This window comes from Streptomyces sp. CS113, assembly GCF_002188365.1.
Taxonomy (GTDB): domain Bacteria; phylum Actinomycetota; class Actinomycetes; order Streptomycetales; family Streptomycetaceae; genus Streptomyces; species Streptomyces tendae.
In genome coordinates, this window is the sequence record NZ_KZ195574.1 from 5,653,371 (window position 1) to 5,676,932 (window position 23,562).

General features: G+C 73.6%; 19 protein-coding genes. 2 read left to right on the top strand and 17 right to left on the bottom strand.

Annotated features, from left to right (window positions below; all coding sequences use genetic code 11):
* Nucleotides 1-145 precede the first annotated feature (145 nt).
* Nucleotides 146-559 (bottom strand): globin, encoded by a 414-nt coding sequence (locus tag B9W62_RS25310; protein ID WP_011028501.1) that lies wholly within the window; start codon nt 557-559, stop codon nt 146-148.
* 88 nt (nt 560-647) lie between these two features.
* Here B9W62_RS25310 and B9W62_RS25315 point away from each other — a divergent pair, with 88 nt between their 5' ends.
* Nucleotides 648-1,622: a methyltransferase domain-containing protein gene (locus B9W62_RS25315; RefSeq protein ID WP_087809296.1), complete on the top strand. Its 975-nt coding sequence runs from the start codon at nt 648-650 to the stop codon at nt 1,620-1,622.
* A gap of 36 nt (nt 1,623-1,658) precedes the next feature.
* Here B9W62_RS25315 and B9W62_RS25320 read toward each other — a convergent pair whose 3' ends face one another.
* From B9W62_RS25320 to B9W62_RS25385, 14 genes are all read right to left on the bottom strand, one after another.
* Nucleotides 1,659-3,359, bottom strand: a complete 1,701-nt coding sequence (locus B9W62_RS25320; protein WP_087809297.1) for an FHA domain-containing protein — start codon at nt 3,357-3,359, stop codon at nt 1,659-1,661.
* Between the two features lie 46 nt (nt 3,360-3,405).
* Nucleotides 3,406-4,752, bottom strand: a complete 1,347-nt coding sequence (locus B9W62_RS25325; protein ID WP_087812094.1) for a vWA domain-containing protein — start codon at nt 4,750-4,752, stop codon at nt 3,406-3,408.
* Nucleotides 4,753-4,866: 114 nt separating this feature from the next.
* The gene (locus B9W62_RS25330; RefSeq protein ID WP_087809298.1) at nt 4,867-6,327 is read right to left on the bottom strand and encodes a PP2C family protein-serine/threonine phosphatase; all 1,461 of its coding nucleotides are present in this window, start codon (nt 6,325-6,327) and stop codon (nt 4,867-4,869) included.
* Nucleotides 6,328-6,330: 3 nt separating this feature from the next.
* The gene (locus B9W62_RS25335) at nt 6,331-9,063 is read right to left on the bottom strand and encodes a serine/threonine-protein kinase (RefSeq protein ID WP_087809299.1); all 2,733 of its coding nucleotides are present in this window, start codon (nt 9,061-9,063) and stop codon (nt 6,331-6,333) included.
* Nucleotides 9,064-9,097: 34 nt separating this feature from the next.
* Nucleotides 9,098-10,429 (bottom strand): coiled-coil domain-containing protein, encoded by a 1,332-nt coding sequence (locus B9W62_RS25340; RefSeq protein WP_087809300.1) that lies wholly within the window; start codon nt 10,427-10,429, stop codon nt 9,098-9,100.
* A 71-nt stretch (nt 10,430-10,500) separates the two neighbouring features.
* Entirely contained in the window at nt 10,501-11,553 is a 1,053-nt protein-coding gene (locus B9W62_RS25345; RefSeq protein WP_087809301.1) for a glutamate ABC transporter substrate-binding protein, read from the bottom strand.
* Nucleotides 11,554-11,636: 83 nt separating this feature from the next.
* The gene (locus tag B9W62_RS25350) at nt 11,637-13,001 is read right to left on the bottom strand and encodes a hypothetical protein (RefSeq protein ID WP_107424217.1); all 1,365 of its coding nucleotides are present in this window, start codon (nt 12,999-13,001) and stop codon (nt 11,637-11,639) included.
* 163 nt (nt 13,002-13,164) lie between these two features.
* Nucleotides 13,165-14,136 carry an N-acetylglucosamine kinase gene (locus B9W62_RS25355; RefSeq protein WP_179235658.1) on the bottom strand — a complete coding sequence of 324 codons (972 nt, stop codon included), beginning with the start codon at nt 14,134-14,136 and terminating at the stop codon, nt 13,165-13,167.
* On the bottom strand, nt 14,127-15,392 hold the full coding sequence (locus B9W62_RS25360) for a 6-phospho-beta-glucosidase (RefSeq protein ID WP_087809302.1): 1,266 nt from the start codon (nt 15,390-15,392) through the stop codon (nt 14,127-14,129). Before B9W62_RS25360 ends, B9W62_RS25355 begins: the two co-directional genes overlap by 10 nt.
* Nucleotides 15,393-15,399: 7 nt before the next feature.
* On the bottom strand, nt 15,400-16,311 hold the full coding sequence (locus B9W62_RS25365; RefSeq protein ID WP_087809303.1) for a carbohydrate ABC transporter permease: 912 nt from the start codon (nt 16,309-16,311) through the stop codon (nt 15,400-15,402).
* Nucleotides 16,308-17,252 (bottom strand): carbohydrate ABC transporter permease, encoded by a 945-nt coding sequence (locus B9W62_RS25370; RefSeq protein ID WP_087809304.1) that lies wholly within the window; start codon nt 17,250-17,252, stop codon nt 16,308-16,310. Before B9W62_RS25370 ends, B9W62_RS25365 begins: the two co-directional genes overlap by 4 nt.
* A gap of 6 nt (nt 17,253-17,258) precedes the next feature.
* Nucleotides 17,259-18,596 (bottom strand): ABC transporter substrate-binding protein, encoded by a 1,338-nt coding sequence (locus B9W62_RS25375; protein WP_087809305.1) that lies wholly within the window; start codon nt 18,594-18,596, stop codon nt 17,259-17,261.
* A 94-nt stretch (nt 18,597-18,690) separates the two neighbouring features.
* Nucleotides 18,691-19,908, bottom strand: coding sequence for an ROK family transcriptional regulator (locus tag B9W62_RS25380; protein WP_087809306.1), 1,218 nt, complete (start codon nt 19,906-19,908; stop codon nt 18,691-18,693).
* Between the two features lie 233 nt (nt 19,909-20,141).
* Nucleotides 20,142-21,305, bottom strand: coding sequence for a mechanosensitive ion channel family protein (locus B9W62_RS25385; protein ID WP_256976791.1), 1,164 nt, complete (start codon nt 21,303-21,305; stop codon nt 20,142-20,144).
* Nucleotides 21,306-21,561: 256 nt separating this feature from the next.
* Here B9W62_RS25385 and B9W62_RS25390 point away from each other — a divergent pair, with 256 nt between their 5' ends.
* A complete protein-coding gene (locus B9W62_RS25390) occupies nt 21,562-22,098 on the top strand; it encodes an HNH endonuclease (protein WP_011028487.1) in 537 nt (178 codons plus the stop codon).
* Between the two features lie 193 nt (nt 22,099-22,291).
* On the opposite strand, the gene B9W62_RS25395 is transcribed toward B9W62_RS25390, so the two are convergent.
* Together B9W62_RS25395 and B9W62_RS25400 are read right to left on the bottom strand one after the other, a co-directional pair.
* The gene (locus B9W62_RS25395) at nt 22,292-22,948 is read right to left on the bottom strand and encodes a class I SAM-dependent methyltransferase (protein WP_087809308.1); all 657 of its coding nucleotides are present in this window, start codon (nt 22,946-22,948) and stop codon (nt 22,292-22,294) included.
* An 8-nt stretch (nt 22,949-22,956) separates the two neighbouring features.
* Nucleotides 22,957-23,547, bottom strand: coding sequence for a TetR/AcrR family transcriptional regulator (locus tag B9W62_RS25400; RefSeq protein ID WP_179235659.1), 591 nt, complete (start codon nt 23,545-23,547; stop codon nt 22,957-22,959).
* Nucleotides 23,548-23,562 lie beyond the last annotated feature (15 nt).

Genomic DNA, 23,562 nt, shown 5'->3' on the forward strand with positions numbered 1-23,562 from the left:
CCGCCGCTGTCGTGCAGACGTCTCCGGGATGCTGTCAGAGGGGAAGGCGCGGAAGTAAGCGCCTGGGACTGGGACTTGACCGGATTGTGACCGGAATCCGGCGTCGGCTGACCGGAATACGTCCGTCAGTCCGCCGGCGGCGGGATCAGCCCGGGGTGTTGATCATCGAGGCCGCCGCGTACGTCAGGTACTTCCACAGCGTCTGCTCGTGCTCCTCGGACAGGCCCAGCTCGTCCAGCGCGACCCGCATGTGCTTCAGCCAGGCGTCGTGCGCGGCCCGGTCGACGGCGAAGGGCGCGTGCCGCATCCGCAGCCGCGGGTGGCCCCGGTTGTCGCTGTACGTCGTCGGGCCGCCCCAGTACTGCATGAGGAACAGCGCGAAACGGTCCTCGGCCGGACCCAGGTCCTCCTCCGGGTACATCGGCCGCAGGATCGGGTCCTCGGCAACCCCCTCGTAGAAGCGGTGGACGAGCCGGCGGAAGGTCTCCTCCCCGCCGACCTGCTCGTAGAAGGTCTGCTCCTGAAGCGTGCCGCGCCGAATCTCATTCACGCCGTCCATGGTCTCAGACACGGGGACATAGGACTCGAGGCCTAGGACCGCTCCGGGACCCTGCCCGCCGTGCGCGCCCGGCCCGTACTGTGGAGACATGGGCGGGTACGAGGACCTGGACAGCCTCGCCGCCTCCGCGCGGGCGGAGCTGGTGCGGGAGATCGAGCTGAGCGGCGCGTGGGCGGCCGACCCGGTGTGGCGGGAGGCGTTCCGGCAGGTCCCGCGCCACCTCTTCGTGCCGTACTACTACGTCGGCGTCCGCGGCGGGTACGAACGCCGGTGGGGCGAGCACCCCGACCGCCACGCCCGCGAGCGCTGGGTGCTCGGCGCGTACGCCGACGCCCCACTGGCGACCCGGCTGCGCGACGGCGAACTGCTCTCCTCCAGCAGCCAGCCCGCGCTGATGGCGATGATGCTGGTGGAACTGGACGTGAGCGAGGGCCACCGGGTCCTGGAGATCGGCGCCGGCACCGGTTACAACGCCGCCCTGCTCGCCCACCGCCTCGGCGCCGACGACCTGGTCACCACCGTCGACCTGGACCCCGAGATCACCGAGTCGGCCCGCCGGCACCTGGACACCGCCGGGTACCACCCGGCCGTCGTCACGGGCGACGGCGCCCGCGGCGTCCCCGAGCGCGCCCCCTACGACCGGATCCTCGCCACCTGCACGCTGGCCTCGGTGCCGCGTGCCTGGCTGGCCCAGTGCCGCCCCGGCGGCCGGATCCTGACCCCGCTGGCCACCGGCCTCGTCGTCCTCACCGTCCGCGACGCCGGGCATGCCGAGGGGCGGTTCCTGCACACGCCCGCGTACTTCGTGCCGCTGCGGGGCGCGGAGCGCGCCGAGGCCGAGACGCCGGGCCTGGGCGGCGTACCGCGCCGGGCCCGGGAGGACGACCTGTTCCGCTTCCTGCTGGCGCTGAGCCGGGGCGGGCTCGATCCGCAGGAGGCGTACGCGCTGTGGGACCGCGAGGACGCCCCGCGCCGCGAGCGCTACGGCATCACCGTCAGCGGCGAACGGGCCTGGGCGTGGCTGGACGACCCCGAGGGCCCCTACGCCTGGCCGTTCGCCTGACGGCGCGTGCCGGTCGCGCCGACCCGAGCCGTCCGCCTAGCCCCGGCGGATCGTGATCGTCGTCCAGGCGCCGACGTGCACCCGGTCGCCGTCCTGGAGCGGCACCGGCACGAAGGGCTGGATCGGCTCCTCGCCGCCGTTGACCGTCGTGCCGTTCGTCGAGTTCTGGTCGACGACCGCCCAGCTGCCGTCCGGCTGCTGCACCAGCACCGCGTGCTGGTGCGAGACGCCCGGGTCCTCCGGCGGCACGGCCAGATCGATGTCCGGGGTGTCGCCGGTGGAGTGCCGGCGGCGGCCGATGGTGATCTGGTTGCCGGTGAGCGTGCGCTGCTGCTCGGGCGAGTACGCGGGCAGGTTCAGGCCCGCGGCCTCGGGGCCGGAGCGCTGCATCATCGCCATGAAGTACTCGCGGTCCGGGCCGATCGTCGCCGACCAGGTCGTCGACCGCTGCGGCTGCTGCGGGAAGCCCTGGCCGGGCGGGGCCTGGGTGGCGCCGGGCTGCGGGTAGCCGTAGCCGCCGCCCTGGGCCGGGCCCCGGCCGTTCGGACCGCCGCCCGGACCTGCCGGTCCACCCGGTCCGCCCGGTCCGGTCGACGACGGCGGGGAGAGCACCCAGTCGTCGTCACCGCCGAAGGACGGGCCGCCCTGCTGCGGGCGGTTGGTCTCCTGCGGGAAGGCGGGCGGGGCCGGCGGACCGGCCTGGTATCCCTGCGGAGCGCCACCGGGGCCACCGGGACCGCCGGGACCGCCACCGGGCGGGGGCGGGACGGGTCCGGGCGGAGGCGGCACCGGACGCGACGGGTCGCTGCCGAAACCGGGAGGGGCCGGAGGGCCGGAGGGGCCGCCCGGGCCGCCGGGGCCGCCCGGGCCGTTGAAACCACCGGGGCCACCGGGGCCACCGGGGCCGTTGGGGCCACCCGGGCCACCCGGACCGTTGGGGCCACCCGGGCCGCCGAAGCCACCGGGACCGCCAGGGCTACCCGGACCGCCCGGACCGTTGGGGCCACCCGGGCCCCCGGGACCGTTGGGGCCGCCAGGTCCGCCGAAACCGCCGGGTCCGTCAGGGCCGCCCGGTCCGCCGAAACCACCGGGACGGTTGGGTCCGTCGGGCCCGCCGAAGCCACCGGACCCACCAGGCCCACCAGGCCTGTCAGCACCTCCGGGCCCGCCGGGGCCGAAGGGGCCGCCCGGACCGCCCGTGGGGCCACCCGGGCCGCCCGGGCCGCCACCGCGACCCGACGGGTCGGCGCCGAAGGGCGGCGGGCCCGGAGGGATCGGTTCCGCGGGACGGTTCACCTGGGACGGGCGGGAGCCCTGGTAGTCGTACGCGTCACCGCCGCCGTACGACGGACCCGAGGGCGGCTGCCCGAAGTGCGGTGCGGGCGCCGGGCCGCCGGACGCCGGCGGGCGCGGGGCGGCGGGGGTGTACGAGGTGGCGGTGTTGGTCAGGAAGTTCCACCGGCACTCCTCGCAGAACGGCGCACCGCCCTCACGCGGCGTGCGGCACTGCGGGCACAACTGCGGCTCGCCACCGGGGCCTCCGGGACCGCCCGGACCGCCACCGGGAGCGCCGCCCGGCCCGCCGGGACCGCCCGGACCGGCGGGCGGCGGGAAGCCGTAACCGCCGGCGGTCGGCGGTGGCGGCGGAGGGGGCGGCACGGCACCGGCCATGCGGTGACCGCAGACCTCGCACCAGTCGTCGGAACCCGACTGGTGTCCGTTCGGGCAGGTCGGCATGTCGGAGCTTCCCTCTCTTGCGGGCGTGTCGCGCGGTTGTTGTGCGTCACTTCTTTACACGAACAGTCTTGGTCGACCGGGTCTCGAGAGTCATCTCGTCGGCCTCCTCGACCTTCGCTTTCAGTCGCACAGTACCTGCCGCCGCGTCCACTACGTCCACCACCTTCGCGAGCAGTTTCGCCGTATCGGCGTTTCCGGAGGCACCGGCGAGCTGAACCGCGCGGCCCAGTTTGGCCGTTGCTCCGTCGATGTCTCCCGCTTTGCGCAGATCGAGCCCTTGCTGGATGGCTTGTGCCAGTTCTGCCTGCCCGGTGTAGTGGGCGACTTGCGGGTTGATCGACGTGGAGGCCGTCATGTCGTCCGTCCACACGGCCCGTACGAGACCCTGCGCGCCGAGGTTCTGAACGGACCCGTCGGGCTCCGGGATGACGAGCGAGACCCGGGCGGCCAGCATCTCCTGGCCGAGGCCCGCGGCCGGTACCTCCACGCAGACGTGGTAGTCACGGGACTCGTCGCCCCAGGAACCGGTGGGGTAGTCACCGGCCCGCGGTCCCGCCTCGGTGCGGCGGCCGGTCAGCTCCTCGACCGTCGGGGCGACCTGCTTGACGAACTTCACGGTGGTGCCGACCGGGGTCCACAGCCGCAGCGCCACGTCCGCGACCTCCTTGCCCATGGCCGTCTCCATCATCTGCGTGAAGTCGGCGGCCAGGCCCGCCGGATCGGCGACGATGTCGGCGGTGCCGAGCAGGGCGGAGGCGATCCCTGTGACTTCTTTCACTTCCCAGTCGGTGCCCACGCCGCGGGCGTCGCAGGTGAAACGCCCGGCGCAGGCGTCGAGCGCGGCCTTGAGATCCTCGGGCGACTCGTGCTCGTTGCGGCCGTCGGTGAGCAGGATGCCGTGCCGGATGGCGACGTCCGCGGTGGACAGCAGCCGGTCGGCCAGCCGCAGCCAGGTGCCGATGGCGGTGCCGCCGCCCGCGCCGAGGCTGCGCAGCGCCTGCTTGGCCTGCGCCCGGGTGGTGTCGCCCGCGACGGCGAGCCGGCCACCGCCCGGGTAGACCTCCTTGGCCACGTGTGTGCCGCCGACCACGGCGAAGTGCACGCCGTCGCGCAGGGTGTCGATCGCCGCGGACGTGGCGTCGCGGGCGTTGCGCATCTTGGTCGGCGGGTAGTCCATCGAGCCGGAGCAGTCGACCATCAACGCCACGGCGGCGGACGGTCCCTGGCCGGGCGAGTACAGGTGGGGCGCGGCGACCGCGCTCCCGACCGTGCCGCCGCCGGTCGCGGTGACCGTGACGATGGCGTTGACCTCACGGCCGCCCTCGGGCAGGTACTCGTTCTGGTAGACGTCCACCGCGAACTGCGGCACGTTCGACTTCGAGAAATTGGCCATGCCGGATCGCATCCCCCTCTACGTCCCCCCAGTGGCGGGGGTCCTGGCTCGCTGGCGCGGACCGCCCCCTGCGGTCCGCGAGGCCGCCCCTCCACCCGTGACCGTGCGGGGGCCTCAGGCCGATCCTGCCCCCTGGGACGGGGCCGGGAACGGCAGGAGGGCCACTGTTACGTTGTCGTGGCCCCCGCCGTCCAGGGCGTGGCCCACCAGCACGCGGGCGCCGTGCAGCGGACGGGCGGCGGCGTCCAGGGGCACGGCCTCGGCCATCTCCTCGGCGGACTCCGCGTAGTTCCACAGGCCGTCCGTGCAGACCACGACCACACCGGGGCGGTCCGGCTTGAAGGACGCGGTGTGCGGCTCCAGTTCGTAGGCGTCGGCGCCCAGCCAGCCGGTGATCGCGTGGGCGCGCTCGTCGGCGTAGGCCTCCGCCTCGCTCATCAGACCGGCGGCGACCATCTGCGCGGCCCACGAGTCGTCCTCGGTGAGCCGGGCGGGCGGGGTGGAGCGGTCGGCCGGGACCCAGTAGACGCGGCTGTCGCCGACCCAGCCGACGACCAGCAGGCCCGCGGTGACCACGGCGCCGACCAGGGTGCAGGCGGGCGCGTTCTGGTGCGGGGCCTGCTCGAGGGCGGTGGCGGGCTCGTCGGCCAGCGCGTTGACGGCCTGCGAGGCGGCGAGGATGGCGTCGTGCATGGCCTGCTGCGGGTGCGTGCCGCGCGGCAGGGCGCCGAGCAGCGTCTCGCCGGCCGCCCGGGACGCGGCGAGGGAGGCGTCGTCGGGGCGGGTCGCCGAGGACACGCCGTCGCAGACGATCGCCACGGAGGCGGGCGCGCCGTCGGGCAGCGCGGTGCAGCCCACCGAGAACGCGTCCTCGTTGCGGTGGTGGCGCAGGCCGCGGTCGCTGACGGCGGCGATCGGCCCCGACTCCTGCTCCATGTGGTCGCGTTCGCGGGGCTGGGCGTGCCCGCAGTTCTCGCAGTAGCCGTCGTCGTCGACCCGGCCCGCGCGGCAGGCCACGCACACCTTCTCGGCCTCGGCAGGTCCGGCGGGAGCGGGCTGCCGGGAGGCCGCGGCCGGTTCGGGAGCCGGGGCCTGTCGGGGCATCTGGGCCTGTCCGGGCACCCGGGCCTGTTCGGCGGTCAGCCGCGGGTCGGGCGCCTGCAACGGGTACTCGTCGGGCTCGCCGGGCCGGTCGAACCGCACCCCGGGCGCGGGCGACCCGGCCGGGGCCACCGCCGGAGCCGCCGGAGCCGCCGGGGCCGAGGGCGGCGCCGCGGGTGGAGCGGGCGGGGGCGGCGGCAGCGGGGAGCCGCCCGAGTCGGTGCCCGGCAGTTCGGCCGCCGCGTGCACGGGGGCGGGGTGGCCGTGGCCGTCCGAGTCCCGGGCCACGGGCCAGTCCACGTCGTCCGGCGCGGGCCCCACGCCGTGGATGGCCAGGGTCGGACTGTCCTCGGGCCGCGCGGGCACGACGGACAGGTCGTATCCGCACGCACCGCAGAAACGGTCACCCGACTCGAGGGGTTCCTCGCAGCTCGGGCACTTCGGCACAGCGGCCTGCTGGGGCATCTGCGACATCAACTACACCCACGTCCGGGGGCGGTAACGATTGGCACGTTCCACCAGGTCGATCCTCTCCTCGCCGCCCCGCGCCAGCCGGGCCAGCGTGCGGTACGAACGCTCCAGGCCGAAACGCAGGCCGCGTTCGTCCAGGCCGCTGCCGAGCAGCGTCCGTCCCCCGGCGGCGGGAGGGACGGAACCCCGACCTCCGGAGAGTACCCAGTCCAGCGCGCAACCGAGGACCTCGGCCGACAGCTGCTCGCGCCGTGCCGGATCCAGACCGTACACGTCCAGGGCCTCGACCTGCCGCGCGGCGGCGATCAGGTCGTCCAGGAACCGCAGGTCGCCCGCGGCCGCGGTGCGCTGCCGCAGCCGCGCCCGTACGGCCGCCACCCGCGCCCCGGTGCAGTGGACGGACGACTCCGGCACCGACTCCAACGTCCGTACGGCACCGGCCCGGTCGCCCGCGGCCAGCTGCACCCGGGCCAGACCGAACGCCGCGCTGACATGGCTCGGGTCGGAGGACCACACCAGCCGGTAGTACTCGGCGGCGTTGTCGAGCTGCCCCAGCACCTCCGCGCACAGGCCGAGCGCCAGCTTGGGCGCGATCTCGCCGGGGAAGGCGTCGTAGATCGCGTCGAAGGCCAGCGCGGCGTCCTCGTGGGCGCCGGTCACCAGCGCGGCGAGACCGCGGTACCAGACCACCCGCCAGTCGTCGGGGCGTTCACCCTCCAGGGTCTCCAGCGCCGCCAGCGCGCCGGACGCGTCGCCGTTCTCCAGGCGGGCCCGGATCTGCCGCAGCCGGGTCTCGGTCGACGGCGCCGGGGCCGCGGCCAGCGCGGTGAGCAGCTCGGCCGGCGCGGACGCCATGAGGCCCGCCAGGAACCCCGCGTTGGGGTCGCCGGCGTCGACCCGGGGGACCGGCAGCGCCAGCGAGGCGGTGGGCGCGTCGGCGTCCTTGACCAGGCCGGCGGCCCCGGTGCCGAGACCGCCGACCGAGCTGACCGCACCCGGCAGCGAGGCGCTCGCGCCCCCGGACGCGGCCACCGGCGTACCCGGCGCCCCCGCTCCCGTAACCGCCCCCGTACCCGCGCCGAGCGGCGGGGCGTGCGCGACGGTCCCGCCCGGCGCGCCGACGGCGGGACCGGACCCGCCCGGCAGCGCGGGCGCGGGTCCCGCTCCGCCCGGCAGGGCCGCACCGGAGCCGCCCCGCCGTCCTCTCGCCGGGGGCACCCTGGCCCCCAGCCGCGACACCTCGCCGTCCAGGCGCGGGAACAGCTCCGTGTCCGTGACCCGCACCTCGGGCCCGAACAGCGTGGAGACGGCGGGCCTCGCGCGGCCCGTCTGGAGCGAGACCACCTCGCGCAGCACGCCCGTCAACTGCTCCGCCATCTCCTGCGCGGAGGCGAACCTGCGGGCCGGGTCCGGGTCGGTGGCCCGCACCAGCAGCCGGTAGAACGACTCGTACTGCCGGAAGACCTCGATGGTGTCCGGGTCGGGCAGCGAGTCCGCGTACACGGTGGTGTAGCCCTGGAAGTCGAACGACAGCACGGCGAGGGTCCGCCCGACCGTGTACAGGTCGGACGCCACCGACGGGCCGACGTCGGCGACCTCCGGGGCCTGGTAGCCCACCGTGCCGTAGATGGCCGACTCGTCGTCGTCCATGCGGCGCACCGCGCCCATGTCTATGAGCTTGAGCTGGTCCTCGGTCTGGATGGCGTTGTCGACCTTGAAGTCGCAGTACAGCAGCTTGCGGCTGTGCAGGTGGCCGAGCGCCTCCAGCGCCTCGATGCCGTACGCGCAGGCCTGCTCGACCGGCAGCGGGTCGCGGCGGCCCTGGGGGGAGCGCCGGGCGTTGGCGATCTCCTTGAGCGACTTGCCGCCGACGTACTCCATGACGATGTAGCCGTCGAGGGAGCCGGTGCGCTGGTCGAGGTGCTCGACGAAGTTGTAGATCCGCACGATGTTGGCGTGCTCGATCTCGGCGAGGAAGCGCCGCTCGGAGATCGCCGCCGCCATCGCGTCCTGGTCGCCGGTGTCCAGCAGGCCCTTGAGGACCACCCAGCGGTCGGAGACCGCCTTGTCGACGGCGAGGTAGATCCAGCCGAGGCCGCCGTGCGCGAGGCAGCCCACCACCTCGTACTGGCCGTGCACCACGTCCCCGGCCGTCAGCTTGGGCACGAACGAGTACGGGTGGCCGCACTTGGTGCAGAAGCCCTCCGTGCGGCCCGGCCGCTCGCCGCGCGAACGCCCGACCGGCGCCCCGCAGTCCGAGCGCGAGCAGAACCGCTTGCGTTCGGGCACCTCGGGGTGGTCCATCACCATCTCGCGCGGGTCGGGCCGCGGCACCGCCGGTACCTCGACGAGACCGACGCCGAGCCGTCCGCGCCCGGTGGAGGCGGCGCCCGAACCGGAGCTGCGCACCGACACCGAACGGCCCGTGGAGCGGCCCGAGACGGCCCGGGAGAGCCGCCCGGACACGGAACGCCGGGACTTCGACGACTGCGAGGACGTACGGGAGCTGCGGGCGCTGGAGCGCGAACCGCCGCCGCTGCCCGACGAACCGCGCGACCCGCGCGAACCCCGGCCCCCGCCGCCGCCCCCGGTCACGCCGGTCGGTGTCGAGCCGAGCGCGCCGCCCGCGGCGACGACCGGCGCGAGACCGCACGTGTCGCAGTACAGCTCGCCGCCGCCCATGTCCTCGTAGGTCCCGTCGCAGCCGGGACGCTGACACGTCCGCCCTGCCTCGCTCATGACGCTGCCTCCCCCTCGTCGCTCAGGTCACCGCTCATGCGCCCGGTCCCGTCCGGTCCACCGGTCCGCCCTGGCCGGGCACGCGCCGGGCGGCGCCGAGCAGTTCGGCCGCCGCGTGCTGGTAGCGCAGTACGGCCTGCTCGGCGACGCGCAGGTCGCAGGGCGCGCTCCACAGCATGCGGCGCGCCTTCTCGTACTTCTCGGCCAGCTCGGGATCCTCGGCGTGGCCCAGCCGGGCCATCTTCGCCTTGTACGCGTCGAGCCGGCCGCGCAGCTCGGCACGGACCGCGAGCGGCGCGGTGACCGCCGTCAGCGACTCCCGGGCCCGCAGCAGTTCGTCCTCCGCCTTCTCCTCCAGGGACTCCAGGAGCGGCGACAGCCGGTGCCACTGGGCGTGCCTGCGGTACTCGGCGGCCGCCGCGAGCTGCTCCTGGAGCACGATCGGCGGCCCGCCGACCACCGGCACCTCGGTCGCGGCGATCTTCGCCAGCACCTCGCCGCGCGCGGTGCGGGCCTCGGCGAGCGTGCGGTCCGCGCGCGAGAGCACGTCCCGCAGCCGCACGATCCGCTGCTCGGCGTCCTGGCGCACGGCCAGCACCGCGTCGATCTCGCGGCGCACCTCCTCGAGGGCGCGCGCCTCCCGGTCGTACACCGTGGTGTCGGGACGGCCGCCGCCCGGCGCCGAACTGCCCTGGGCGGGCGTCCAGAAGGCCAGCGGGTCGCTGACCACCTGCTCGCGCAGCCGGGTCAGGGTGCGGGTGATCCGCTCCAGGTCGTCGCCCGCCGGGTGCTCGCCCGGGCGCACGCCGACGGAGTGCGCCAGCTTGCGGGTGCGCCCCAGTTCGGCGGCGAGTAAATCGATCCGGGCGGGCAGCGCCGACCAGACCGCGTCGGCGGCGACCACCATGTCCAGGGAGGTCGCGTAGAGCTGGTTCATCCGCTCGACCAGCGTCACCAGCGAGTACCGCTCGCTGAGCCGGCCGGGGCCGCCGTGCGGGGTGGGCGCGTTGGCGGTGGCGGCCGAGCCGGCCACCGTGACGGCCTCGCCGCGCAGCAGCTCCGTCAGCTCCGCCAGGTCCTCGCGGCTGGACCAGCGGCGCCGGGAGCGGATCTCGCGGGCGGTGCGCAGCGCGCCCGTGTACGCGTCGAAGTAGGTCCACAGCAGCGTGATCGACGCCTCCGCGGCACTCCAGCGCTCGGCGGTGACGCCGGTCAGCTCGGCGCCCTCGAGGAGTCTGCGGCCCGCGTGGTCCTGGAGGGCGAGGAGCGAGGTCTCGATCGCCTCGTGCTCCGCGCCGAGCCGCGCCAGCGCACGGTCCACCTCGTCCCGGTCCATCACCGGCCCGGTGGGTCCCGTGTCGCCCATCGATCACCTCTCGCCGTCGCGGACTTGCGTGTGCCGTGCGTGTGCTCTGTCTTCTCCCGCGCCGCCGCCGGTCAGCTCGTGCGCAGGTACTGCGGGGTCGGCGGCAGCGACTTCGCCGCGTCGTCCATGGTCTCCGACAGCCACTCCTCGTACGAGTGCTGCCAGCCGCCGGCCCGGTCCGCGCGCCACTCCTCGAGGACCCGGTTGACCCGGCGTACCAGATCGTCGGCGTCCTTCTTCATCGCCACGCCGTAGTACTCGGTGGTGAAGGCGTCGCCCTTCAGCTCGACCGTCGGGTCCTGCGCGGCCTGGCTCGCGGCGAGTGCGCCGTCGGTGACGACCGCGTCGACCTCGCCGAGCTGGAGCCGCACCAGGCAGTCGAGTTGGTTGGGGACGGTGGTGCGCAGGTCGACGCCCTCGGCGAGCCTGCCGTCCTGCTGGTCCTGCTCCAGCGTGCTCAGCGCCGTCGAACCGGCCGCCGTGCAGATCTCCTTGCCGGCCAGCGTGCCGTTGTACCCGGTGATCTTCGAGGACTTGGGTGCCAGCACCTGCTGGCCGGTCCTGAAGTAGGGGGCGGAGAACGCGACGTCCTCCAGCCGGTCGCAGTTGATGGTCATCGTGCGGACCACCATGTCGACCCGGCCGTCCTGGATCGCGGGGACGCGCTGGTCGGTGGGTATCGCCTTGAACTGCACGGCGTCCTCGTCGCCGAGGATGTCCTTCGCGATCCGGTGCGCCAGGTCGATGTCGAAGCCCTCCAGTTCGGCGTCGCCGCCGCTGTTCGGGTCGCGGTAGCCCCACCGGTAGCTGTTCTGGTCGACGCCGACGACCAGTTTGCGCTTCTCGCCCTCGCGGGCGCGGATCTCGTCGATGGTGGGCCCGCCGTCCCCGGACGGGGCGAGGGTCTGCTTCTGCGGGTCCGTGCACTCCTGCGCGGCCCGCGCCTGGCTGCCGTGCGCGACACCGCGGCCGTCGTCGTCCGCACCGCCGCCGCCACCGCCCGTGCCGTGCCAGGGCACCATCGGCAGGAGCAGGGCCGCCAGCACCGCGAGGACGCAGGCGAAGGCCATCGCCCCGACACCGCCCCAGCCCTTCAGACCGGTCCGCAACCGTCCCGCACGCATCCTCACGCCCCCTCTCACGGGTCCTGCCTCCACGGGCTTCACGGGCACCCCTTCCCACCGGCCCGCCGGGCCCGTGCCCCGCCTCACCGGTACTCCGACAGCCTGCGGCCGATGCCTATGAGCGCGCCGGCCGCACCCAGCGCGGCGAGCACGCCCGCGCCCTGCGGCAGGTAGCCCATCGCGTCCAGGCCGTCGCCCGCCGCCTGCTCGAACTCCGCCTTCTCGTGCTTCAGGGCGGTGGCGAGGGCCTCGTCGACGCCGTCGAAGCACTCCACCGTGGCGCCGTCGCCGCCGATCACCAGGTTCAGCGCCTGCTGGTAGTTGCCGTTCTCGTCCTGCGTACGGGCCGAGGCGTGGCGCTTCTTCCACTCCGTCATGTTGCCGTTCGCCGTGTCGACGGGCTGTGCGCCGGACGTGTCGTCGGCGAGCCGCCCCGCCTCGGCCAGGGCCTTGCCGAGGCTGTCGATGTTCTTGCCGAAGGCCAGGTCGTAGGAGTCGTGCGTCCTGTCGCCCACCTTGGTCGTCTCGGCGCCGCGGGAGACCAGGGTCAGGTTCTCGTTGCCCCGGGCCTTGAGGGAGGCGATGCGGGCCTCGTTCAGCGCGTTGAGGGAGCGCACGCCGTGCTCGTAGGAGTCGGTCAGGTTCGACCGCGCGACGGTGTGCCCGACGGCCAGCCAGAGCAGCACCACCGCGGAGGCGGCGGTGGCGGCGACCAGGCCGTGGTTGAGGACGCGGTTGGTGCGCCGGTAGTTGCGGTGCTGGGCCCAGGCCAGCGCGGCGAGCAGGACCACGCCGAGGGCGATCGCCGCCCACGGGTAGGGCTTGGCGTCGCCGTAGTCGGCGCCCAGCCGCTGGTTCTCCTTCTTGTAGAGGTCCTCCGCCGCCGGGAGCATCTCCTTCTGCATCTTCTCGTTGGCGTAGCGCAGGTAGGCGCCGCCGACCGGGAAGCCCTGCCGGTTGTAGGTGCGGGCGCGCTCGACCAGGCCCTTGTACTCGGGCAGCAGGCGGTTGAGCTTCGCGATGGTCGTCGCCGCGGGGGACTTCGGCTCGGAGTTCGCGGCGGCCGTCACCAGCCCCTCGGCGGCCGTACGGATGCCGTTGTCGTAGCGGGTGCGGGAGTCCTCCGTCTCCTGGCCGCCGGCCAGGAAGCCGCTGGAGGCCGCGGTGTTGGCCTCGGCGAGGGAGCGGTAGATGTCGGCCGCGGCGGAGCTGAGCGGCTGGCTGCGGGTCAGCACGTCGTCGGCCGCGGTGGTCCGCGCGTTCATCTGCCAGGCGGTGACGGTGCCGAAGGCGACGACGAGCACGGCGAGCAGCGCGCCGATGATGCGCAGCCGCCCCGGCTCGGTGACCGCGGCCGCGCGCAGCCGGTCCACGCCCTCGGCGAAGGCGGTGCGCCGCGGCTCCGTCTCCGGCGGCGGTGCCGCGCTGCCCTCCGGCGGTCGATTCACTGCTGACCTCCCCCATGGTCATCCGTCGCCGCAAGTATCGCTGTCCGCACCGACATTCGCACCGGCCTTCACCCGATCTTGATGTGATCCCGGTGCACCGCACCACCCCTGCCCATGAATACGCCACGGGAACCGGTTCGGTTCCCGTGGCGGCCGTGGCGGCTCAGGCGGCGAAGTACGCGCGGGCCCGCTCCCCGGCCCCGGGCCCGGCACCCACGTGGTCGAGGCCCAGCAGCACCGCGCCCAGCACGGGCGGGGCCGTCACCACCCGGGGCACGGCCTTGGGGGCACGGGCGGCCAGCAGCTCCCGGATCCGCCCGTCGAGCAGCGGGTGCCGGGCCGCCAGCACGCTGCCGCCCAGCAGGACCGGCGCGGGTTCTTCCAGCAGGTCGAGGCGGGTCAGCGCGACCACGGCCATGGCCACCACCTCGTCGGCCTGCCGGTCCACGATCGACCGCGCGACCGGGTCGCCGCCGGCCGCCGTGGCGAACAGCACGGGGGTCAGCTCGTGCCGCCGCACCGGCTCGACCCGCCGCAGGTGCAGGGCCTCGATGAGGGCGTACATCGAGTCCAGCCCGAAGTGCGCCGGCAGTGTGCGGGCCAGCTCCGTCGGCCCGCCCCGGCCGTCCTCCGCGCGCGCGGCGTGCCACAGCGCCTCCTCGGCCAGCCCCCAGCCGCCGCCCCAGTCGCCGGAGATGCGGCCGATGGCCGGGAAGCGGGCGGTGCGGCCGTCGGGGCGCATGCCGACGCAGTTCACGCCCGCCCCGCACACGACGGCGACCCCCAGCGGCTCGGCGACGCCCGCCCGCAGGACCGCGAACGTGTCGTTGCGGACCTCGACACCCGTACCCCACGCGCGCGCGTGCAGCGCGGCGGCCAACTGCTCCTCCTCCACGGGCAGGTCGGCGTTGGCCAGGCACGCCGACACGTGGTCGACGCAGGTGACACCGGCCGCGGCGAAGGCCCGTGCCACCGCGTCCGCCAGGGCGTCCACGGCCCGCTCGACACCCACGGCCGGCGGCCGGAAGGCCCCGCCGCGGGCCGTGCCGAGGACCTCCCCGTCGGCCGCCACCACGGCCACGTCGGTCTTGCTGTTGCCCGCGTCGACGGCGAGGACACTCGCGCTCAGGCCCACGCCAGGTGCTCCCGGTTGTGCGCGATCAGCCGGTCGGTGAGCCGCTCGGCGTAGGCGTACTGACCCACGAGGGGGTGGGCGAGCAGCGCCCGGAACACCCGGTCCCGGCCGCCGCGCAGGGCCGCGTCCAGGGCCAGGTCCTCGTACGCGGTCACGTTCGCCATGAGCCCCGCGTACAGCGGGTCCACGTCCGCCACCGGCAGCGGGGCGGCGCCCTTGCCGCCCACCGCCGCCGGCACCTCGATCACCGCGTCGTCGGGCAGGAAGGGCAGCGTGCCCCGGTTGTAGGTGTTCACCACCTGGTACGGGGAGCCCGTACCGCCGAGCAGGGCGGCGGCGAGGTCGACGGCGGCCTCGGAGTAGTAGGCGCCGCCGCGCTTGGCGAGCAGCTCGGGCTTCTCGTCCAGGGCCGGGTCGCCGTACATCTCGAGGAGCTGCCGCTCCATCTCCGCGACCTCGGCGGCCCGCGACGGCTTGGTGCGCAGCTCGTCGACGACCTCGTCGTGGGCGTAGTAGTAGCGCAGGTAGTAGGAGGGGACGACGCCCAGGCGGTCCAGGAGCGGGCGGGGCAGGCGCAGGTCGGCGGCGACCGCCTCCCCGTGCTCGGCCAGCAGGCGGGGCAGCACGTCCTCGCCCTCTTGGCCGCCGAGCCGCACGCCGGTCTCCCAGGTGAGGTGGTTGAGGCCGACGTGGTCCAGGTGGACGTCGGCGGGCGTCACCCCGAGCAGCCCGGCGAACTTCCGTTGCAGTCCGATCGCCACGTTGCACAGCCCGACCGCCCGGTGCCCGGCCTGGAGCAGGGCGCGGGTGACGATGCCGACCGGGTTGGTGAAGTCGATGATCCAGGCGTCCGGGTTGGCCCGGCGCACCCGCTCGGCGATGTCCAGCACCACCGGCACGGTGCGCAGTGCCTTGGCGAGCCCGCCCGCGCCGGTCGTTTCCTGCCCGACGCAGCCGCACTCCAGCGGCCAGGTCTCGTCCTGCTGCCTGGCCGCCTGTCCGCCGACGCGCAGCTGGAGCAGTACGGCGTCGGCGCCGTCGACGGCCGCGTCCAGGTCGGAGGTGGTGACCACGCGCCCGTCGTGGCCCTGTTTGGCGAAGATGCGCCGGGCGAGGCCGCCCACCAGCTCCAGCCGGTCCGCCGCCGGGTCGACGAGGACGAGTTCCTCGACGGGCAGGGTGTCCCGCAACCGGGCGAAGCCGTCGATCAGTTCGGGCGTGTAGGTCGAACCGCCGCCGACCACGGTGAGTTTCATGCAGTCATCAACCCTTTACTCCGGTCAGTGTGACGCCCTCGACGAACGCCTTCTGCGCGAAGAAGAACACGAGGATCACGGGGGCCATGACCAGCACGGTCGCGGCCATGGTGAGGTTCCAGTCGGTGTGGTGGGCGCCCTTGAAGGACTCCAGGCCGTAGGAGAGGGTCCAGGCGCCGGGGTTCTCGGAGGCGTAGATCTGGGGGCCGAAGTAGTCGTTCCAGGCGTAGAAGAACTGGAAGAGGGCTACCGCCGCGATGCCCGGCTTCGCCATCGGCAGGACGACCTTCAGCAGGGTGCGCAGCTCCCCGCAGCCGTCGACCTTCGCCGCGTCCAGGTACTCGTCCGGGATGGTCAGAAGGAACTGGCGCAGCAGGAAGATGGAGAAGGCGTCGCCGAAGGCCATCGGGATGATCAGCGGCCACAGCGTGCCGGACAGGTCCAGCTGCTTCGCCCAGAACAGGTACATCGGGATGATGATCACCTGCGGGGGCAGCATCATCATCGAGATCACCAGCATCAGGGACAGGTGCCGCCCCCGGAAGCGGAACTTGGCCAGCGCGTACGCCACCGGGATCGAGGACGCCACGGTGAGCACGGTGCCGAGGCCCGCGTACAACAGCGTGTTCTTCCACCAGGTGAGGAAGCCGGGCGTGTCCAGGACGGCGCGGTAGTTGCCCCACTCCCAGGTGTGCGGCCACAGATCCCGGGTGAGGGCCTGCTGGTCGCTCATCAGCGAGGTGAGCACCACGAACACGAACGGCAGCGTGAAGAAGAGCGCGGCGGCCACGCCGAGGGAGTGGACGGCGATCCAGTGCAGCAGCACGCGCCGGCGGGCGGTGCGCTCCTCGGTGGGCGGCGGGCCGCCGGCCGCGGTGGGCCGGACCGGCACTCGAGCCGTCGGTACCTGGGTGGTCATCGGTCACCTGCCTGGATCAGACCGCCCCGGCGGCGCATCAGCAGCGCCGTGAACGCCATGGCGAGAGCGAACAGTACGAGCGCGACCACACAGGCGGAGCCGTAGTCGAAGCGCTGGAAGCCGAGGTTGTAGACGAGCTGGGGGAGGGTGAGGGTCGACTTGTCGGGATAGCCGGGCTCGAAGGACTGCCCGGAGCCGCCGATGATCCCGGAGGCGACCTTCCCGGCGACCAGCGGCTGCGTGTAGTACTGCATGGTCTGGATCACGCCCGTGACCACGGCGAACAGCACGATCGGCGAGATGTTCGGCAGCGTCACGAACCGGAACCGCTGCCAGGCCGAGGCCCCGTCCAGCTCGGCCGCCTCGTACTGCTCCTTCGGCACGTCGAGCAGCGCCGCCATGAAGATCACCATGAGGTCGCCCACACCCCACACGGCGAGCGCGGTCAGCGCCGGCTTGGACCAGGCGGAGTCCGTGAACCAGCCGGGCGCCGGTACTCCCAGCCCCTCCAGGACCGAGTTGACCGGCCCCGTACCGGGGTTGAGGAGGAAGACGAAGGCCAGCGTCGCGGCGACGGGCGGCGCGAGGTAGGGCAGGTAGAAGAGGGTCCGGAAGACCCCGGCGCCCGTCCTGATCTTCGTGATGAGCAGCCCGACCCCGAGCCCGAACACCACCCGGCAGGTCACCATCACCAGGACCAGCCAGAGGGTGTTGCGCAGGGCGGGCCAGAACAGCGGGTAGTCCTGGAAGACGTACGCCCAGTTCTCCAGGCCCCGGAACTCCGGGACGCCGAAGCCGTCGTACTTCATCAGCGAGAAGTACACGGTGGACACCAGGGGATAGGCGAAGAAGACGCCGAACCCGACGAGCCACGGCGACATGAAGGCCGCCGTCCGAAGCGCCGAGGAACGGCGCTTCGCGCGGAGCGTGTTGGTGGCCATGGACCGCTACTTCGCCTGCGCGATGTCGCGGTCGATCTGCGCGGCGGTCTTCTCCAGACCGGCCTTGAGGTCCTTCACCTTGCCCGACTCGTACTGGTAGCCGAAGTCCTGGAGGGTCAGCTGGTAGGTGGCGCCGTTGACGGAGGCGGGCGGGGAGTTCGACTCGGGGTGCTGGGCGATGTCCAGGAAGGTCTTGAACGCCGGATCGGTCTTCAGGTCGGGGGACTTGAGGGCCGGGAAGGTGGAGGGCACGTTGCGGATAGCGTTGGCGAAGGCGACGACGGCCCCGGTGTCGGTCGTCATGTACTTCACCAGCTCCCACGCGGCGTTCTGCTTCTTGCTCTGCGGGGCGATGCCCATGACGGTGCCGGACAGGAAGCCCTTGCCGTACTCGGCCACCTCGTCGTCGGCGACGGGCATCGGCGCGGTGCCGATCTCGAAGTCGACGCCCGCGTCCTTCGCCATGCCGAGCCGCCACTCGCCGTCCAGCTGCATGGCCACCTGGCCGGTCTGGAAGGGGTGCTTGGCGCCCCACTCGTCACCGAAGGTGTTGCGGTACTTCTCCAGCTTCTCGAAGCCGCCGAGGTCGTCGACGAGCTTCTTCTGGTACGTGAACATCTCCGCGAACGCCGGGTCCTCGGCGACGCTGGACCTGCCGTCCTGGTCGAAGTAGGCGTGGTCCCACTGGGACATGTAGTGGTCGACGACGGTCTCGTAGCCGTGGTAGTTCGGCATGAAGCCGAGCTGCTGGTACCCGTCGCCCTTGGTCTTCGTCAGCTTCTTCGCCACCTGGGCGAACTCGGACCAGGTCTTCGGCGGGGCCTTGATCCCGGCCGCCTCGAAGGCGTCCTTGTTGTAGTAGAGGCCGTAGGCGTCGCCGAGCAGGGGCAGGGCGCAGCGCGTGCCCTCGAACTGGGTGTAGTCCAGCATCGGCTTCGGGATGAGCGCGTCCAGGTCGAGCTTCGACTTCTCGACGAACGGCTTCAGGTCGAGGAAGGCGCCCGAGGAGCAGAACTTGCCGATGTTGGACGTGGTGAACGAGGACACCACGTCGGGGCCGCTCGACCCGCCCGCGCGCAGGGCCTGGTTGAGCTTGTCGTCGTTGATGTTGCCGACGACCTTCACCTTGATGTTGGGGTGCGCCTTCTCGAAGCGGTCCACGTTGGCCTGGACGGCCTTCACCTCGGCGGGCGCGCTCCAGCCGTGCCAGAAGGTGATGGTGGTCTCGGCGTTCGGGTCGTCGGAGGCGCCGGATTCGGACTGGCCGGTACAGGCGGTGGCGAGCAGGGCGAGGGAGGCGGAGGCGACGACCGCGTACGTCGCTTTTCTGGATATTCCGGTCATGGCGGGGCTCCCAGGGGCAGGGTCGGGCAGGGACGGGGCGAGGGGTGGGGCGAGCGAGTGGGTGAGGTGAGTCAGGGGCGCGGGGGCGCGGGGGTCAGCGCGAGGTGTCGAAGACCTCGTCGCGGGTGGTCGCGAGCGCGCTCTCCAGTGCGCCGCGCAGGACGGGGTGCTCGGTCACGTCACCGACGGCGAGCCGGGGCCGGGAGGCGGCCAGTTCCTCCAGCTCGTCCCGGACCAGGTCGCGCAGCGCCTCGCCGCCGGCGGTGAGCGAGGTGCCGCTGAGGACCACCAGCTCGGGGTCGAGGACCGAGACGAGGGAGGCGAGGCCGGTGGCCAGGCGGGTGGCGTAGGTCTGGAGCAGCCGGCGGTGCGGGGCGTCGTCGGCGTCGGCCCGTGCCGCGCGGGCCACCAGGGCGGCGGCGGCCTCGGTGTACGGCCCCGAGGGCACGTCGGCGACCCCCAGCTCCCGGGCCAGTCCCGGCAGGGCCTGGGAACCGGCCAGCTCCTGGAAGCCGCCGCTGCCGGTACGGCTGACCTTGCGGACCAGCGGGGCCCCCGGCACCGGCAGGAACCCGACCTCGCCGGCGCCGCCGGTCCAGCCGCGGTGCAGCCGGCCGCCGAGGACCAGGGCGGCACCCAGGCCCTCCTGGTTCCACAGCAGGACGAAGTCCTCGTGTCCCCGGGCCGCGCCGAGGCGCTGTTCGGCGACGGCGGCGAGGTTCACGTCGTTCTCGTACTCCACCGGCATCGGCAGGGCGGCGGCGAGTTCGTCCAGGAGGGCGGGGGAGTGCCAGCCGGGCAGGTGGGAGGCGTAGCGCAGCCGCCCGGTCCCCGGGTCGAAGGCGCCGGGCGTGCCGATGACGAGGCGGTGGAGGTCGCCGCGGGCGAGCCCGGCCGCCTTCACCGCGCCGTCGAGCGCGTCGGTGACCTGCTGCACGACGGGGACTGCGGGGCGGCGGCCCGGGGTGGGCAGCTCGTACCGGCCGACCGTGCGCCCGGTGGCGTCGGCGACCGCCGCCAGGAGGCGGCCCGGGGTGACGTCGAGCCCCGCGGCGTACGCGGCGGCCGGGTTCACCTCGTAGAGCTGGGCGCCGGGCCCCGGACGCCCCTCGGTCGTGCCCCCCGCCAGGACCAGCCCCGCCGCCTCCAGCCGGGCCAACAGTTGCGAGGCGGTCGGCTTCGACAGCCCGGTCAGCTTGCCGATCCGGGTCCGGGACAGCGGCCCGTGCTCCAGCAGGAGGTCGAGGGCGGCCCGGTCGTTCATGGCGCGCAGGACGCGCGGGGTGCCCGGCGTACCGGCGGTTCCTGCCATGCGTGTCCACACCTGCCTCTCGACCGCTCAGCTTTTCAGGGGCGGTGGGGGAAGTCCACCGCGTGGATCACGGGAAACGTTCCGGCGGGACGCCCGTGGCGCGTCTGTTAGGAAAGTTTCCTGTTGGCTGGAGAACGTAGGCCCGCCCGCGAGGAGCCGTCAAGAGACCGCCCCCGAGGCAACGCAGTCGTTACCTCGGGGGCGGCAAGCGCGGGGCGGGCGGGCCGGGCCGGTTACTTGCTGGTGCTGGGCGGCGGAATGGGGGAGGCCGCCATGGACTGCGGCGAGACGGTGCTCGCGTACGCCGACGGCGCCGCGACGCCCGCCGCCGGGTCGGCGAGGGCCGGGGCGCCCTCCAGCGGGACGGTGGCGCCGCCGACGATCGCGATGCCGGCCGCGTCGAAGGCCCGCTTGATGCGCCAGCGCAGCTCGCGCTCGACGGTGAGCGACTTGCCGGGCATGGTCTTCGCGGACACCCGCACCACCATCGAGTCCAGCAGGACGGAATCCAGCCCGAGGGTCTCGATCGGCCCCCAGAGCATCTCGTTCCAGGGCTCTTCCTTGCTCATCCGCTCGCCGACCGCGGAGAGGGTCTCCTTCACCTGGTCCAGGTCCTGGTCGGAGCGGACGGTCACGTCGACGCCGGCCGTGGACCAGCCCTGGGAGAGGTTGCCGATGCGCTTGACCTCGCCGTTGCGGACGTACCAGATCTCGCCGTCGACGCCGCGCAGCTTGGTCACCCGCAGCCCGACCTCGATGACCTCGCCGGAGGCCACCCCCGCGTCGATGCTGTCGCCGACGCCGTACTGGTCCTCCAGGATCATGAAGACGCCGGACAGGAAGTCGGTGACCAGGTTGCGGGCGCCGAAACCGATGGCGACGCCGGCGACACCGGCGGAGGCCAGCAGCGGCGCGAGGTTGATCTGGAAGGTGCCGAGCACCATCAGGGCGGCGGTGCCGAGGATGAGGAAGCTCGCCACCGAGCGCAGTACGGACCCGATGGCCTCCGAGCGCTGCCGGCGCCGCTCGGCGTTGACCAGCAGTCCGCTCAGCGCGGTGCCGGTCGACGACCCGGTCCTGCGGTTCATCCGCTCTATGAGCTTGGTGATCGCCCGCCGCACCACGGCGCGCAGCACCAGCGCGATCACCACGATCAGCAGCACCCGCAGTCCGATCGCGAGCCACGTCGACCAGTTCTCCTCGACCCAGCCCGCGGCGTTGGTCGCGCTCTCGTGGGCTTCCTTCAAGGAGGGCACGGTCGGGGCCGTCGGGGACGGCGACGGCGAGGGCGACGAACCGGCGGCCAGCAGGGGCGGGACGGCGGCGGACAGGGACACGGCGGAAACCTCCAGATGCGGCGGCCCGTCCTGCGCGGTCCGGTCCGAGGTCCGGTCCAAGGTCACGGAAAGGTCACCGGACGGGCAGATGCACCACACTAACGGGGCACCGGACGCGGTTCGGCCCGAAACGGGCGGGCGAGACACTGCTCACCCACGCCTGAACTGGTCACGCCCGCGGCCACCGGCGCCGTGTGGTCGAAAACACTCCCAGCCCGTTACCGGGACATGGTGGCGCTACGACCAGGCATGAGGGGAGACTGAACCAGATCGTCCCGGCGCGAGCCACGCGCCGCCGACGCCCAAGGAGGCACCCGTGCCGCATGTCCTGGTCCTCAACGCGTCGTACGAGCCACTCGGCGTCGTACCGCTCCGCCGCGCGCTCGTCCTCGTCCTGGAGAACAAGGCCGTGTGCCTCGAGGAGTCCGGCGCCTTTCTGCACAGCGCGACCGTCACCGTGCCCGCACCCAGCGTGGTCCGGCTCAAGCGGTTCGTGCGGGTGCCCTACCGGGGCCCCGTCCCGCTCACCCGCCGTGCCCTGTTCGCCCGCGACGGAGGCCGCTGCATGTACTGCGGTGCCGTCGCCACCAGCGTCGACCACGTCATCCCGCGCAGCCGCGGGGGTCTGCACGCGTGGGACAACGTGGTGGCGTCCTGCCGCCGCTGCAACCACGTCAAGGCCGACCGCCATCTGGTCGAGCTGGGCTGGCGCCTGCGCCACAAACCGGCCCCGCCCACCGGTCTGGCCTGGCGCATCATCGGCACCGGCCACCGGGACCCGCGCTGGTTGCCGTACTTGCAGCCGTACGGCGCGGAGGACGCCATGGCCCGGATCGACGGCATTTCCGCCTGACGTCCGGGCCTCCGCTTGCTTCGGCTCAGCGCACCCAGTTCTTCTTCGGCGGCGCGGCGTCCGGGGCGATCCCGACCGGCTCGGGCAACGCGGCCTCCTTGCCGGAGGGCAAGAACGCCGCCGACGGACCGCTGCTCCGGCTCGCGCCGCAGGCGTGGGCGAGGTTCGCGGGGGAGTCGGGCCGGCAGGCCGCTCAGGGGCGGCGCCACGTGAGTGTGCAGCGCCAGAAGAGGCGCCGGCGCAGCCGGGTGCCGGGCAGCACTGTGCGGGCCGCTTCGGCGATGTCGGCGAACGGCATGCCGGCGGGGCGGGTCCGGGCGGTCATCGAGGTGGGCGGGGCGGCGCTCCGGCCTTCGTTCTTGAGCCATCCGATGGCGGCATTGGGGAGGACGGCGGCCGCGCCCAGCAGGTGGTCCGTGGCGGTCCGCGGCCGGTAGAGGCCGACGACGACCAGGGTGCCGCCGGGAGCGAGGCGGCTGCGGAAGGCGTCGAGGGCCTCGGTCAACGGCAGGTGGTGGAGGGTGGCGACGCAGGTGATGACGTCGTACGGCCCTGCGGGCAGTCCCGTCGGGGCGTCCGCGACGCTGAAGGACACCGCCGTCCCCTCCGGGGTCAGTGTGCGCGCCCGCGAGGTGATCACGGGATCGGAGTCGACGCCGTGGACCTCGTCGGCGCGGGCGGCGAGCAGGCGGACCAGGTCACCGGTGCCGCAACCGACGTCCAGCGCGCTGCCGAACCGGCGGGGGAGCTGCCGCAGGATCCAGCGGTGGTAGTGGGCGTTGTGGTCCCAGGGGTGAGCGGCGTTGAACCGGTCGAGCGTCTGGACGAGGCGATGCGGCAGTGACGTCATGCGCTTCCTCACGCCGTGCGCGGAGCACCGTGTCGCAGGCCGTCGAGGAGGAGGCCGGCGATGGTCCGGGCCTCGTCCAGCCAGCCTTCCCTCACGCGCAGGGCGCAGACGCCGCCGAGGGCCCGCAGCAGGGTGGGGCCGGAGACGTCGTCGCGGACGGTGCCGGCCGCGATGCCGGCGTCGAGCAGCCGGGTGAGGGCGTCGCCCATGCGGGAGCGGGCGTCCTCGAAGACCGGTGACTCGCCGGCCATGATGCTCTCCAGTGCCACGGACATCCCCTTGCCCACAGCGGCGTGGTCGACGAGCAGCAGCAGGAAGCGGCGCAGGGCCTCCGCCGGAGCGTACTGACCCAGCAGCTGGTCGGGGGCGGCACACAGATCGTCGACCTCCTTGCGGTAGACCTCCTCGATCAGTGCGTCGCGGGTCTCGAAGTGGCGGTAGAGCGTCCCGACGGCCACCCCGGCGCTGCGCGCGATGTCCTCCACGTGCGCGTCGGTGTCGCCGTCGAGGAACGCCTCGCGGGCCGCGGCCAGCAGTGCCTCGCGGTTGCGCCGCGCGTCCCGGCGCAACGGGCGTGCTGTCGTCAACGAAACCTCCATAAGGTGAGTCCGACT

Bases quoted from the DNA above. Each gene is read 5' to 3' on its own strand.
- B9W62_RS25325 (WP_087812094.1), bottom strand. From the start codon at position 4,752: ATGGCCAATTTCTCGAAGTCGAACGTGCCGCAGTTCGCGGTGGACGTC.
- B9W62_RS25370 (WP_087809304.1), bottom strand. From the start codon at position 17,252: ATGGCCACCAACACGCTCCGCGCGAAGCGCCGTTCCTCGGCGCTTCGG.
- B9W62_RS25320 (WP_087809297.1), bottom strand. From the start codon at position 3,359: ATGCCGACCTGCCCGAACGGACACCAGTCGGGTTCCGACGACTGGTGC.
- B9W62_RS25375 (WP_087809305.1), bottom strand. From the start codon at position 18,596: ATGACCGGAATATCCAGAAAAGCGACGTACGCGGTCGTCGCCTCCGCC.
- B9W62_RS25315 (WP_087809296.1), top strand. From the start codon at position 648: ATGGGCGGGTACGAGGACCTGGACAGCCTCGCCGCCTCCGCGCGGGCG.
- B9W62_RS25395 (WP_087809308.1), bottom strand. From the start codon at position 22,948: ATGACGTCACTGCCGCATCGCCTCGTCCAGACGCTCGACCGGTTCAAC.
- B9W62_RS25340 (WP_087809300.1), bottom strand. From the start codon at position 10,429: ATGGGCGACACGGGACCCACCGGGCCGGTGATGGACCGGGACGAGGTG.
- B9W62_RS25310 (WP_011028501.1), bottom strand. From the start codon at position 559: ATGGACGGCGTGAATGAGATTCGGCGCGGCACGCTTCAGGAGCAGACC.
- B9W62_RS25335 (WP_087809299.1), bottom strand. From the start codon at position 9,063: ATGAGCGAGGCAGGGCGGACGTGTCAGCGTCCCGGCTGCGACGGGACC.
- B9W62_RS25400 (WP_179235659.1), bottom strand. From the start codon at position 23,547: ATGGAGGTTTCGTTGACGACAGCACGCCCGTTGCGCCGGGACGCGCGG.
- B9W62_RS25365 (WP_087809303.1), bottom strand. From the start codon at position 16,311: ATGACCACCCAGGTACCGACGGCTCGAGTGCCGGTCCGGCCCACCGCG.
- B9W62_RS25380 (WP_087809306.1), bottom strand. From the start codon at position 19,908: ATGGCAGGAACCGCCGGTACGCCGGGCACCCCGCGCGTCCTGCGCGCC.
- B9W62_RS25360 (WP_087809302.1), bottom strand. From the start codon at position 15,392: ATGAAACTCACCGTGGTCGGCGGCGGTTCGACCTACACGCCCGAACTG.
- B9W62_RS25330 (WP_087809298.1), bottom strand. From the start codon at position 6,327: ATGTCGCAGATGCCCCAGCAGGCCGCTGTGCCGAAGTGCCCGAGCTGC.
- B9W62_RS25345 (WP_087809301.1), bottom strand. From the start codon at position 11,553: ATGCGTGCGGGACGGTTGCGGACCGGTCTGAAGGGCTGGGGCGGTGTC.